The 13076-nt window shown below is 68.4% G+C and carries 12 protein-coding genes; 1 reads left to right on the forward strand and 11 read right to left on the reverse strand.

Annotated features, from left to right (window positions below):
• Position 1 precedes the first annotated feature (1 nt).
• Genes VBO01S_RS02030 through VBO01S_RS02060 form a run of 7 tightly spaced genes read right to left on the reverse strand, consistent with a single transcriptional unit; the run spans position 2 to position 8312 of the window.
• Complete coding sequence (locus VBO01S_RS02030; RefSeq protein WP_062469716.1) at positions 2-970, reverse strand: MBL fold metallo-hydrolase; 969 nt, start codon at positions 968-970, stop codon at positions 2-4.
• A gap of 27 nt (positions 971-997) precedes the next feature.
• On the reverse strand, positions 998-1708 hold the full coding sequence (locus VBO01S_RS02035) for an ABC transporter ATP-binding protein (RefSeq protein ID WP_062469719.1): 711 nt from the start codon (positions 1706-1708) through the stop codon (positions 998-1000).
• A 20-nt stretch (positions 1709-1728) separates the two neighbouring features.
• Positions 1729-3510 (reverse strand): branched-chain amino acid ABC transporter ATP-binding protein/permease, encoded by a 1782-nt coding sequence (locus VBO01S_RS02040; RefSeq protein ID WP_062469722.1) that lies wholly within the window; start codon positions 3508-3510, stop codon positions 1729-1731.
• Entirely contained in the window at positions 3507-4430 is a 924-nt protein-coding gene (locus tag VBO01S_RS02045; protein ID WP_062469725.1) for a branched-chain amino acid ABC transporter permease, read from the reverse strand. The genes VBO01S_RS02040 and VBO01S_RS02045 overlap by 4 nt, the downstream gene beginning before the upstream one ends.
• Before the next feature lie 56 nt (positions 4431-4486).
• A complete protein-coding gene (locus tag VBO01S_RS02050) occupies positions 4487-5686 on the reverse strand; it encodes an ABC transporter substrate-binding protein (protein ID WP_062469728.1) in 1200 nt (399 codons plus the stop codon).
• A 60-nt stretch (positions 5687-5746) separates the two neighbouring features.
• Positions 5747-6523: an SDR family NAD(P)-dependent oxidoreductase gene (locus VBO01S_RS02055; RefSeq protein WP_062469731.1), complete on the reverse strand. Its 777-nt coding sequence runs from the start codon at positions 6521-6523 to the stop codon at positions 5747-5749.
• A gap of 34 nt (positions 6524-6557) precedes the next feature.
• On the reverse strand, positions 6558-8312 hold the full coding sequence (locus VBO01S_RS02060) for an FAD-dependent oxidoreductase (RefSeq protein WP_062469735.1): 1755 nt from the start codon (positions 8310-8312) through the stop codon (positions 6558-6560).
• Between the two features lie 191 nt (positions 8313-8503).
• Here VBO01S_RS02060 and VBO01S_RS02065 point away from each other — a divergent pair, with 191 nt between their 5' ends.
• A complete protein-coding gene (locus tag VBO01S_RS02065) occupies positions 8504-9301 on the forward strand; it encodes an IclR family transcriptional regulator (protein ID WP_062469738.1) in 798 nt (265 codons plus the stop codon).
• Between the two features lie 306 nt (positions 9302-9607).
• Here the strand turns inward: VBO01S_RS02065 and VBO01S_RS02070 are convergent, their stop codons facing one another.
• From VBO01S_RS02070 to pyrR, 4 genes are all read right to left on the reverse strand, one after another.
• On the reverse strand, positions 9608-10354 hold the full coding sequence (locus tag VBO01S_RS02070) for a lysophospholipid acyltransferase family protein (RefSeq protein WP_062469741.1): 747 nt from the start codon (positions 10352-10354) through the stop codon (positions 9608-9610).
• A gap of 58 nt (positions 10355-10412) precedes the next feature.
• On the reverse strand, positions 10413-11696 hold the full coding sequence (locus tag VBO01S_RS02075) for a dihydroorotase (RefSeq protein ID WP_062469744.1): 1284 nt from the start codon (positions 11694-11696) through the stop codon (positions 10413-10415).
• On the reverse strand, positions 11693-12655 hold the full coding sequence (locus VBO01S_RS02080) for an aspartate carbamoyltransferase catalytic subunit (RefSeq protein WP_056577783.1): 963 nt from the start codon (positions 12653-12655) through the stop codon (positions 11693-11695). The genes VBO01S_RS02075 and VBO01S_RS02080 overlap by 4 nt, the downstream gene beginning before the upstream one ends.
• The coding region (gene pyrR, locus VBO01S_RS02085) for a bifunctional pyr operon transcriptional regulator/uracil phosphoribosyltransferase PyrR (protein WP_062469748.1) at positions 12655-13076 on the reverse strand (422 nt) is incomplete at its 5' end. The genes VBO01S_RS02080 and pyrR, both read right to left, overlap by 1 nt.

The raw sequence follows: 13076 nt of genomic DNA on the forward strand, positions 1-13076 counted from the left end.
CTCAGCTCTCGAGCGCGTTCCACATTTCGATGTCGCGCTCGGCCGTCCAGATGCGCGGGTGCACGTGGCCGGTGGCTTCGTCGTAGGCACGGGTCACGTCGAAGGGCATGCAGTGGTCGAAGATCACCCAGTGGCCGTAGGTCGGGCGCAGCGCGGCCACGGTTTCCTTGTAGATCAGGTTGAGCGACTTGCCTTCGGCCACGCCGTTGTTCACCAGCGTGTAGACGTCGGAGATGAAGGCGCGCGTGGAGGCAATCGCCTTGCGCACGTCGGCGGCGTTTTCCAGCGCGGCGCCACGGCCGGGCACCAGCTTCTCGAAGCCGAAGCCGGCCAGGCGGTCCAGCGTGGTGGGCCAGTCGCGGAAGTAGCAGTCGCCCGCGTAGGCGGTGCTCTGGTATTCGACGAGGTCGCCGGCAAAGCAGATCTTCTGGTCTTCGAGGTAGGCGATGGTGTCGCCCTTGGTGTGGCCGCGGCCGACCTGCGCGATCTTCACCTCGAGCTTCTTGCCGAGCCACACGCTCATGGTGCCGTCGAAGGTCATGGTGGGCCAGGTGAGGCCGGCGGGCACCGACTCGACGTTGCGGAACAGGCGCGGGAAGCGGCCGATCTCGCTGGCCTTGTCCTGCTCGCCGCGCTCGACGATCAGGTCGTAGGTGTCGCGGCTGGCCAGGATCTGTTCGGCGCCTTCCTTGAAGTACGCCGACGCGCCCAGCACGCGCACCGCGTGGTAGTGGCTCAGCAGCACGTACTTGATGGGCAGCGGCGTGACTTCGCGGATGCGGCGGATCACGTCCTGCGCCATCGCGGGCGTGGCCTGGGTGTCGACCACCATCACGGCCTCGTCGCCGATGAAGACGCCGGTGTTGGGGTCGCCCTCGGCGGTGTAGGCGTAGGCGTTCTCCGAGAGGCGGGTGAACGAGACCTTCTTTTCTTCGAGGTCGGCCTGGCTGGCGAATTTCTTGGTGGTCATGAATGGTCCTTTGAAGGAGAGGAAAAGTCAGTGCGTGCCGAGATAGGCGGACTTCACCTTGGGGTTGTCGAGCAGCTCGCGGCCGGAGCCTTCGAGCGTGATGCAGCCGGTTTCGAGCACGTAGGCGCGGTCGGCCACGCCCAGCGCCTGCTTCGCCATCTGTTCCACCAGCAGGATCGTGAGACCCGAGCTGCGCAGCTGGCGGATGGCATCGAAGATGTCCTTGATGATGAGCGGCGCCAGGCCCAGCGAGGGCTCGTCGAGCAGCAGCAGGCGCGGCTCGCTCATGAGCGCGCGCGCAATCGCGAGCATCTGCTGCTCGCCGCCCGACAGCGTGCCGGACAGTTGATGCGCGCGTTCTTTCAAGCGTGGGAAGCGCGCGAACTCGCGCTCGATGGCGCGCTCCACGAAGGCCTTGTCGTTGCGGCGCGAGTAGGCGCCCAGCATCAGGTTCTCGCGCACGGTCTGGTCGGGGAACACGCCGCGCCCCTCGGGCGACAGCGCCACGCCCAGGCCCACGCGCTGGTGCGCGGGCACGTGCGTGCAGTCCTTGCCGTCGACGAGCACGCGGCCTTCGGCCACGGGCTCCAGCCCGACGATGCTCTTGAGCAGCGTGCTCTTGCCGGCGCCGTTGGCGCCGATGATGGTGACGACCTCGCCCGCGCGCACTTCCAGGCTCACGCCCTTGACGGCCTCGATGGCGCCGTACGAGACCTTCACCGATTCGATTTTCAACATGATGGTTTCGGTCCTCTGGCTCAGGCGGGCACGGCGGCCATGTCTTCTTCGTCGTCCACGCCCAGGTAGGCCTCGACCACGCGCGGATTCGACTGCACCTCGGCGGGCTTGCCCTCGGCGATCTTCACGCCGTAGTCGAGCACGATCACGTGGTCGGAGATCGACATCACCAGGTCCATGTGGTGCTCCACCATAAGGATGGAAACGCCGCACTTGCCGATGCGCACCAGCAATTCGCCGAGCTCGGCGGTTTCCTGGGGGTTGAGGCCGGCGGCGGGCTCGTCGAGCAGCAGCAGCTGCGGCTCGGTGGCCAGCGCGCGCGCCAGTTCCACGCGGCGCTGCAGGCCGTAGGGCAGGCTGCCGGCGGGCCAGTGCGCCAGGTGACCCAGGCCCACGAGGTCGAGCAGTTGCAGCGCGCGCTCGCGCGTGGCGCGCTCCTGCTTGCCGGCCGTGGGCCAGGCCACGAGCGACGACAGGAAGCCGTTGCTCATGCGGCTGTGCCGTCCGAGCATCACGTTGTCGAGCACCGAGAGGTCGGCGAACAGGCGCAGGTTCTGGAAGGTGCGGCCCATGCCCAGGCAGCAGATGGTGTGCGCCGGCTGCCCCACGATGTTGCGGCCCAGGAAGCGGATCACGCCCGCGTCGGGTTCGACCACGCCGGTGAGCATGTTGATCATGGTGCTCTTGCCGGCGCCGTTCGGGCCGATGAGCGCATGGATGTGGCCGCGCTGCAGGCGGAACGACACATCCTGCGCCGGCTTCACGCCGCCGTACGACTTGGTCACGCCCTGCACCACCAGCAGCTCGCCTTCGCCGCCGGGACCGATCTGGCCCGGCACGCCGTTGCCGGCCGCCCCTTCGCCGCGGTGGCGCGACTTCAGGAACCACTTGTTGAACAGGCCCACCACGCCGCCCGGCATGACGTACAGCGCGAACAGCAGCAGGAAGCCGTACAGGAAGTGCTGCGCCGAGGGCCAGCGCGCGAGCAGCGCGTCGGTCGCCGTGAGCAGCACCGCGCCCACGATGGGGCCGTACATCGAGCCCGCGCCGCCAAACAGCACCAGCAGCAGGATGAAGATCGACAGGTGGAAGGTGATGAAGTCGGAGTTGATGTACTGGTTCTGCTGCGCCACGAGCGCGCCCGCGATCCCGCAGGTGACGGCCGCGACCACGAAGGCCATGACCTTGGCGCGGTACACGCGCACGCCCACCGACGACGAGGCGATCTCGTCCGCCTGCAGCGACAGCAGCGCGCGGCCGAAGCGGCCCTGCAGCAGGTTGCGCAGCAGCAGGTGCAGCGCGGCGCTGAGCACGATGCCCAAAATCACCCACTGCACGCTGCTCAGCGGCTGGCCGTTCCAGGTCAGCGGGCGGATGCCGTAGATGCCCTGCGCGCCGCCGAACACGTCGGTCCATTCGCCCACGAGCTTCTCGACCACGATGCCGAAGGCCAGCGTGACCATCGCGAGGTACGGGCCCTTCACGCGCAGCGAGGGCAGCGCGATGAGCACACCGCACACGCCGGACACCACCGCCGCGATCACCAGCGCGAGCCACGGGCTCAGCTCGGTGCGCGAGGTGATGAGCGCGACCGCGTAGGCGCCGGCCGCGAACAGGCCGGCCTGGCCCAGCGATTTCTGTCCTGCATAGCCGACCAGCACGTTCATGCCGGCGGCGCACAGGTAGTAGACGCACATCATGAAGGCGATGCGCAGGTAGTAGTCGTTGCCGGACAGCGAGACGAGGCCGCACAGCACGGCCGCCACCAGCACCACGGCGGCGGGATGGGCGAGGCGCTTCATACCTTCTCCACCGTCGAGCGGCCGAACAGGCCCGTGGGCCGGAAGGCCAGCACCAGGATCACGAGCGCGAACACCGCGACCTCGCGCCACTGCGCCTGCCAGAGGTTCACCATCGACTCGAGCACGCCGAGCAGGAAGCCGCCGATGACGCAGCCGCGCGGGTTGCTCAGGCCGCCGATCATGGCGCCCGAGAAGCCCTTGAGCCCCACGGTCAGCCCCATGAAGAGCGAGGCCTGCGCGATGGGCGCAAGCAGAAAGCCCGACAGCCCGGCCAGCGCCGAGCTGACGACGAAGGCGCCGATCATCATGGCGTTGGTGTTGATGCCCATGAGGCTGGCGACGTTGCCGTTCTGCGCCACGGCGCGCATGGCCTTGCCGATCATGGTGCGGTTCATCACGCGGTCGAAGCCGATCATCACGACCACGGCCACGCCGAGCGTCAGCAGTTCCTGCGGGCGCACTCCCACGCCGAACATGCGGATCACGGTGTCGCCCACGGGCGCGGGCACCACCACGGGCTTCGGGCCCCAGATCGCCAGGCCCACGCTCTGCAGGATGACGCCGAAGCCCAGCGTGCTCATGACCCAGGCCATGCCCGGGCGGCCCGCGAACGGGCGCACGCCGAGCACGTAGAGCAGCCAGCCCAAGAGGCCCATCACGCCGAGCGCGGCGACCAGCGCAAACAGCTGCGCGCCCGCGCCGGGCACGGCGTCGCCGAAGGTGGTGGAACTGAGCGGCTTGCCCAGCACGAGGAACAGCGCGCTCATGCCGATGAACGCGCCGGCCGAGACGAACTCGCCGTGCGAGAAGTTCAGCGTCTTGGTCGTCGTGAACGTGATGCTGAATCCGAGGGCCACCAGCGCATAGGCACCGCCGACGGCGAGCCCGCTGATGAGCGCCTGCAGGAGCGCTTCAACCATGGTGTGTATCTCCGTTGCGGAACGAGGCGGTGCCCCGTTCCTTTTGTCTCAGACGTTTATTGCTTGAAGTCGGCCGGCTTGAGCGCGCCGATCAGCGCGTCGCTGTAGGGCAGCAGCTTGCCGTCCTTCCAGCGGATCCAGACCAGGTCCTTGGCCGTCAGGGCTTCGTGGTTGGTCTTGCTGAAAGGCTTCTCGTAGGTCTTGAGCACGCCCTGCACCGGCGTCTTCAGGTCTTCGAGCGCAGCACGCACAGCGGCGCCGTCAGTGCTGTTGGCCTGCTTCATGGCCTGGGCCAGCAGCAGCACCGAGTCGTAGCCGTGCAGCGCGAACGAGAACGAACCCGGTGCCTTCAGCTTGCTTCCGATGCGGTCGAACAGCTTCTGCTGCACGGGCGTGCGCGTCTCGCTCACGGTGCGCATGAAGATCGGCTTCTCGGCCAGCGCCTTGCCGGCCGCGTCGTAGAAGGTGATGTTGTCGGCCGCCCACGAGGTGAGCGTCAGCGGGAAGTAGTTGATCTTCTCCATGCTGCGCACCAACTGCGCGATCGGCGTGCCCTGCGCCCACACCACCACGGTGTCGACGTTGGCGGCCTTCATCTTGGACAGCTGCGAGGTCATGTCGGTGTCGCCGACGCCGAAGCGCTCGGTGGCCGCGATCTTGATGTCCTGCAGCTTGGCGATTTCTTCCATGTCCTTCAGGCCGCCCTGGCCGTAGCCGGTGGTCTCGGCCATGAGGCCCACGACCTTGGAGCCGGCCGTGTTGCGCTTCACGTAGGCCATGAGCGCGGCGACCTGTTCGCGGTCGACCATCGAGACGCGGAACATGTAGTTGTCGGCACCGGCGCTCATCGGCTTGGTGATGTCAGTGCCCGAGCCCACGTTGCCCAGCACCGGAATCTTCTTCTGGTTGGCGATGTGCTTCCAGGCCATGGCGTTGCCCGAGTTGGTGGGGCCGAACACGGCGACGACCTTCTCGTTGTCGACCAGGTCGCTCATGTTCTGGATCGACTTCGGCGGCGCCGAGACGTCGTCGCGCGTGACCAGCGTGAACTTCCGTCCGAGCGCGCCGCCGGCGGCGTTCAGGTCGGCAATGGCCGCTTCCATGCCCAGCACCGCGGCCTGGCCGCTCTGTGCCGAAGGCGACGCCGAGAGGTCGCCGTTGTAGCCGAGCTTGATGTCTTGCGCATACGCGCCTGCCGAGAACGCAGCGAAGGCGGCGGTCGCGAGCAGGGTCTTGTACAGACGGATCGTTTTCATTCTTTGTCTCCTAAGGGTTGACGGACGGGGAACGGGAAATCGAAAAGGAAGAGGCGTGGCTCAGACGGCGAGGAAGCCGCCGTCCACCGGCAGCGTGATGCCGGTGACGTAGCGGGACATGTCGCTGGCCAGGAAGATCACCGGGCCCACCAGGTCTTCGGTCTGACCGACGCGGCCCAGCGGGATGCGCGTCATGAACGACTCGAGGCGCTGCGGGTTCTCGCGCGTGGCGGCGGTCATGGGCGTCTCGATCACGCCGGGGGCCAGTGCGTTCACGCGCACGCCGGCCGGCGCGAGCTCCTGCGCCAGCGACTGCGTGAGCATCTTGATGGCGCCCTTCGAGGGCGAGTAGCCCAGGCTCGCGGCCTGCCCTGCATAGGCAGCGATGGAGGCGATGTTGATGATCGAGCCCTTCGTCTGCTTGAGCACGGGGATGAAGGCCAGCGTGGTGTTGAAGGTGCCGTGCACGTTCACGTCGATGGTCTTCTTCCAGTTGGCCGCGGCGTTCGGGCTGCTGGTGGTCTCGCGGATGATGATGCCGGCGTTGTTCACCAGCAGGTCGACGTGGCCGACCTCCTGCGCCACGCGCGCCGCCAGTGCCTGGCAGGCCTCGGGCGCGGTGACGTCGAGCACGAACGACCAGGCCTCGCCGCCTTCGGCGCGCACCAGTTGTGCGGTCTCGGCCACGGTGGCTTCGTTCATGTCGGTGACGACGACGCGCGCGCCCGCCTGGGCCAGGCCGAGTGCGAGCGCACGGCCGTTGCCCTGGCCGGCGCCGGTGATCAGCGCGAGGCGGCCTTCGAGCAGGCGCGGTGCGACGTGAGGAGGAAAGGGCATGGTCGGCTCCTTGGGTTGACTATCGGAACGGGGATCAAGCGCCGCGCGGCACGGCCACGGCTTCGCGCTGTTCGACGTGCAGGGGCACAGCCACTTCGGCCTGCGCGACCTGCAGCCCCGCGACGTAGCCGAAGGTGAGCGCCGGGCCGAGCGTGATGCCCGCGCCGGGGTAGTTGCCGCCCATCACGCTGGCCGCGTCGTTGCCGACGGCGTACAGGCCCTTGATCGGCTGGCGGTCGGCGTCGAGCACGCGGGTCTTCTCGTCGGTGACGAGGCCGGCGAAAGTGCCGATGTCGCCGATGACCAGCTTGATGGCGTAGTACGGGCCGTTTTCCAGCGGCGCGACGCAGGGGTTCGGCGTGACGTTGGCGTCGCCCTGGTAGCGGTTGTAGGCCTTGCTGCCCTTGCCGAAGGCGGGGTCGTCGCCGGTGCGCGCGCCCTGGTTGAACTCCTGCACGGTGGCTTCGAGCGCGGCGGGGGCGATGCCGATTTCCTTGGCCAGCTCGCCGATGCTCGCGCCGCGCTTGAGGTAGCCGGTCTTCAGGTGGCGGCCGATGGGCAGCGGCGCGGGCGCGACGCAGCCCAGGCCGTAGTCGCGCAGTGCCTTGTGGTCGCACAGCAGCCAGGCCGTGACCTCGGGCTCGCCCTCGCAGGCCTTGACCATCGCCTGCACGAAATCGTGGTACGAGTTGCCTTCGTTGGCGAAGCGCTTGCCCTTGGGCGTGACCGCGATCACGCCGGGCTTGGCGCGGTCGATGAAGTGCGGCATGACGCCCTTGCTGCCGTCGGGGCGCGTGGTGACCGAGGCCGGCACCCACGCCGCGGCGTGCGGGATGGTGCCGTCGACGCGGCCGCCCACGGCTTCGGCCAGGCGCAGGCCGTCGCCGGTGTTCGTGGAAGGCGACGGCGAGTAGTGCTCCTTGCCAGTGGGTGCGTGCGGGAACAGTTGCTTGCGGCGCTCCACGTCGTAGGGGAAGCCGCCGCAGGCCAGCACCACGCCACGTTTGGCGGTGATGCGCACCGACTTGCCTTCGTGCTGCACCACGGCGCCCGAGACGCCGTCGTACTCGACCACGAGCTTCTTCACGGGCGACGAGAGCCACACGGGAATGTCCAGGTCCATCGCGGCCTTGGCCAGGCGGCCGGCCAGCGCGTTGCCGTTGGTCAGCGTCATGCCGCGGCCGTGGCGCACCACGTCCAGGAAGTGCCGGGTCAGGCGCTTGGTCACGTACCAGAACGAGGTCGGCGACTTGAAGGCCCGCATGAAGTGTTTGATCTCGGGGCCCGAGCCCAACATCATCCCGAACACCGTGAGCTCGGGCAGCGGCGGCGCCAGGTGCTTGATGCGCGCACCGAGCTCGCGGCCGTCGAACGGGCGCGTGACCATCGAACGCCCGCCGGGCTGGCCGCCGGGCGCTTCGGCGTGGTAGTCGGGGAAGACGGCCGGCATGTCGAACTGCACGCAGGTGTTGCGCGTGAAGAAGTCGATCGCCTTGGGGCCCATGTCGAGGAAGGCGCCCACGCGCGCCGCGTCGAAGTGCGTCGTGGTCTCGTGCTTCATGTAGTCGAGCGCCGCGCCGGGCGGCTCATGGATGCCCTGCTCCGTGGCCAGGCGCGTGCCCGGAATCCACAGCCAGCCGCCCGAGCGCGCGGTGGTGCCACCGAAGCGCGGCTCTTTCTCGACCACCAGCACCTTCAAACCCTGCGACGCCGCCGTGACGGCGGTGGCCATGCCAGACGCGCCGCTGCCGACGACGAGGACATCGCATTCCCACGTGTTCTGTTCCATCTCTGCCTCTGTTCGCTCTCGTGTTGTGTGTACGACTTAAGTTGCGGCGGAGTGTAGGCAGCGATGTTGATATGGTCAAGTCGTTTAGTTACTATCAGATGATCAGTCATCGTCGATTGAACACGACAATATCAGTAGAAACCCTGATGGCTATACTCGCTCCCACTCTCAACCCCCACGCCGGGCGCCCCATGGAAAAGCCAAGACGTGGCATTCAATCCGTCGAAATCGGAACGCAATTGCTGGTCGCGCTCGGCCGGCACGTGGCGCCCATGGCGCTGCGCGATCTCGGCAAGGCCGCCGGCGTGCCGGTCGGCAAGGCGCACCCCTACCTGGTGAGTTTTCTGAAGGTCGGCTTCGTGGTGCAGGACGGCACCGGCCGCTACGAGCTGGGCCCGCTGGCCCTGCAGCTGGGCCTGGCCAAGCTGCAGCGGCTCGACCCGATCAAGGAAGCCTCGCCCCTCATCGAAGCGCTCGCGTCCGAGACCGAGCAGAGCATCGCGGTCGCCGTCTGGGGCAACTTTGGGCCGACCGTGGTGCGGCTGGAAGAACCGATCCATCCGCTGCACGTGAACCTGCGCACCGGCACCGTGATGTCGCTGGCCTACACGGCCACGGGCCGGCTGTTCGCGGCCTACCTGCCACCGAAGGTGGTGGAAAAGATGATGCTCGAAGACCTGGCGCGCACGCGTCCGGCCGACGGGCGCGGCGCCAGCGAAGAGCTGTCGAAGTCGCAGATCGAGGCGCTCCTGGTCGAGACGCGGTTGCACGGCATCTCGCGCACGCTGGGCCAGCCGATTCCGGGCATCGACGCCTTCTGCGCGCCGGTGTTCGACTCGACCAACAACCTGGTGCTGGGCATCACGGCCATGGGCCCCGAGGCCACCTTCGACAGCGACTGGAACGGCCGCGTGGCCGCGCCGCTGAAGGCCTGCGCACTCGAAATCTCGCGCCGCCTGGGCTTCGTGCCCACCGACGAAGCGGGCTGAACCGCCGGCCCGTGCCGTGTAGGCAGGCGCTCACGCGCTTGGTTTGCCTTATCCCGCACGCGCGGGCCGCAGACGCGGCCACCGTAGAGGCCTACCTACCTCACGGAGACTGGTCATGAAAAGCATCATCCTTTGGCTCTGCGGCGTCCCGCTGATCGTGATCATCGGGCTGAAGGTGTTCGGCATTCTCTGACCGGCCACGAGTCACGACGAACGATCCCGCTTCCTCCTCACGGCGCTTCTTGCGTCGTTACAGCGCCCCTCCCGGGGCGCTTTTTTTTTGCGGATCGATCCGATCAGTGCCGCTCAGTGGGTATCGCGGCGCAGCTGCTGCACGTCTTCATGCAGCGAATGGGCCCAGCTGCGGCGTTCGCGGCTGTACGAAGGCTGCGGCTCGCCGAAACGCACGATGGCCAAGAGCGGCGGCGCGCGCAGCGTGTTCCACACCGAGGCCAGCAGGTTGTCGTCGTCGATGTAGCGCGGCGCCTGGCTGGTTTCGCCGGTGGCGGCATCGGCAAAGCGCAGCGCGGCCGGGATCACCGGCGCGCCCGAGGAAATCGCGGCCTGCAGCAGGTTGGCGTGGAACGGCAGCAGCCCGCGCCCGTCGCTCGTGGTGCCTTCGGGGAACACGCCGATCAGGTCGCCGCCGCGCAGCGCCTCGGTCATGTGGTGCACCACGCGCATGGCGTCGCGCCGGCGCTCGCGCTCGATGTAGAGCGTGCCCGAGCCCGTGGAGAGCGTGCCGATCACCGGCCACTGCTTGACGTCCGACTTCGACACGAAGCGCACATGGCGCGCCGCATGGATGGCGGTGATGTCGAGCCACGACAGGTGGTTGCAGATGAGCAGCGCCGGCCCGTGCGCGGGCGGCTCGCCCTGCACGCGCAGCGTGACGCCCATGATCTGCAGCATGCGCTGCGACCAGGCCTGCACGCGCGCGTTGCGCTCGTCCTGCGGCAGGCGGGGGAAGGTGAAGCGGATCGTCCACCAGCCCGACAGCGCATGCGAGGCCGCATGCAGCAGGCGCCAGCCGGCCTTCAACGAGTGCAGCATCTGGACGCGGGCCCTCTTCTTTTTTTTGACGGCGTGCCGTGTGGCGGGCGGCTGTCGCTCAGCCGTGCACGACGCGACCGGCCACCAGCGTGTGGCGCGCGCGCCCTTGCATCGGGTAGCTGGAGAACGGCGTGTGCTTGCCCTGGCTGCGCAGCGCCTCGGGCACCACCTGCCATTCGAGCGACGGATCGGCGATGCACAGGTCGGCCACGCCGCCCTCGGCGATGCGGCCGATGCCGCTGGCCGCGTCGGCCGCGTTCAGCAGGCGCGCCGGCGCCGAGGTGACCACCTCGATGGCGCGCGACAGGCCCGCGCCGCTGCGCTCGCCCCACTGCAGCGCGAGCGGCAGCAGCAGTTCGAGTCCGGTGGCGCCGGGTTCGGCTTCGGCAAAAGGCAGCGTCTTGGCGTCGGCCTCGACCGGCGTGTGGTCGGACACCAGCGCGTCGATGGTGCCGTCGGCCAGCGCGGCCGAGAGCGCGTCGCGGTCGCCCTGCTGGCGCAGCGGCGGGTTCAGGCGCGCGCGGCTGTCGAAGAAGCCGATGTCGGTGTCGGCCAGGTGCAGCGAGTTGATGCTGACGTCGCAGGTGATCGGCAGGCCCTGCGCCTTGGCCTCGCGCACCAGTGCCACGCCGCGGGCGCTGGAGATGCGGCACAGGTGCACGCGCGCGCCGGTGCTCTTCATGAGCTCGATGATGGTGAAGATGGCGATCGTCTCGGCCGCCACCGGCACGCCGCCCAGGCCCAGCCGCGTGGCGAGCGCGCCGCTGGCCGCGACGCCCTTGCCGAGGTCGCGGTCCTGCGGACGCAGCCACACGGTGTAGCCGAAGGTGCTGGCGTACGACAGCGCGCGCTGCAGCACCTGCGTGTCGGCCAGCGGCACGTCGGCCTGGCCGAAGCCGATGCAGCCGGCCTCGGTGAGCTCGGCCATCTCGGTGAGCACGCCGCCGGCGAGGTTGCGCGTGAGCGCGCCGAGCGGGAACAGGCGCGCGCACTGCAGTTTTTCGGCGCGGAACTTGAGCATCTCGACCAGGCCGGGCTCGTCGAGCACGGGATCGGTGTCGGGCGGACACACGAGGCTGGTCACGCCGCCCGCGATGGCCGCGGCCATTTCGCTTTCGAGCATGCCTTCATGCTCGTAGCCCGGCTCGCGCAGGCGCGCGGCGAGGTCGACGAGGCCGGGGGTGACGATGCAGCCCGTGGCGTCGAGGGTGCGCTCGGGCTTGAAGCCGGCCGGTGCGCGCCCGATGCCGGCGATCTTGCCGTCGGCGATGGCGATGTCGGTGGGCTTGTCGGTGCCCGAGGCGGGGTCGATGACGCGGCCGTTGGTGATGAGGATGTTCATGCTTCGTTACCTGCCACGATGCTCATCACGGCCATGCGGACCGCGATGCCGAAGGTGACCTGCGGAAGGATCACGCTCTGCTTGCCATCGACCACGGCGGAGTCGATCTCCACGCCGCGGTTGATCGGGCCCGGGTGCATCACGATGGCGTCGGGCTTGGCCAGCTGCAGCTTTTCCTGCGTGAGGCCGAAGGTCTTGAAGAACTCCTGCGACGAGGGCAGCAGCGCGCCGCTCATGCGCTCGTTCTGCAGGCGCAGCATGATGACGACGTCGCAGTCCTTGATGCCTTCTTCGAGCGTGTGGCACACGCGCACGCCCATGCCGGCCATGTCGGCGGGCACCAGCGTCTTCGGGCCGACCACGCGCACTTCGGCGCAGCCGAGCGTGGTGAGTGCATGAATGTCCGAACGCGCCACGCGCGAGTGCAGCACGTCGCCGACGATCGCGACCGTGAGGTTCGAGAAGTCTTTCTTGTAGTGGCGGATCGTGTACATGTCGAGCAGCCCCTGCGTCGGGTGCGCGTGGCGGCCGTCGCCGGCGTTCACCACGTGCACGTGCGGTGCGACGTGCTGCGCGATCAGGTAGGGCGCGCCCGACTCGCTGTGGCGCACCACGAACAGGTCGGCGGCCATGGCGCTCAGGTTGGCGATGGTGTCCAGCAGCGACTCGCCCTTGGTGGCTGAGGAGCGCGCGATGTCGAGATTGATGACGTCGGCGCTCAGGCGCTTGGCCGCGATCTCGAAGGTGGTGCGCGTGCGCGTGCTGTTCTCGAAGAACAGGTTGAACACGCTCTTGCCGCGCAGCAACGGCACCTTCTTCACCTCGCGGTCGCTCACGCTCGTGAAGTTGGCGGCCGTGTCGAGGATGTGCGTGACGATGTCCTTGGGCAGGCCCTCGATCGACAGCAGGTGGATCAGCTCGCCGTTCTTGTTGAGCTGCGGGTTTCGCTTGTAGAGCATTACTTGTTGTCCTCCACCTTGAGGCTGAAGGCGCCGTCGTCGGCGCGTGCGAGAGCGAGCAGTTGGGTGTCGGGCAGCTTGAGCGTCGTTGCCGCGAAGTCGGCGGCGACGGGCAGTTCGCGGCCACCACGGTCGACCAGCACGGCGAGGCGCACGCAGGCGGGGCGGCCGAAGTCGAACAGCTCGTTGAGCACGGCGCGGATGGTGCGGCCCGTGTAGAGCACGTCGTCGAGCAGCAGCACGTCGGCACCGTTCACGTCGAAGGGCAGCGCGGTCTGCGCGCTGGCCGAGAGGCCGCGGCGCGCGAAGTCGTCGCGGTGCATGGCCGACGAAATCACGCCGGGGGCACCGGCCAGGCCCAGGTCTTTTTGCAGGCGCTCGACCAGCCAGGCGCCGCCGGAGGTGATGCCCACCAGTTTTT

It is taken from the genome of Variovorax boronicumulans NBRC 103145 (assembly GCF_001591345.1).
Lineage (GTDB): Bacteria > Pseudomonadota > Gammaproteobacteria > Burkholderiales > Burkholderiaceae_C > Variovorax > Variovorax boronicumulans.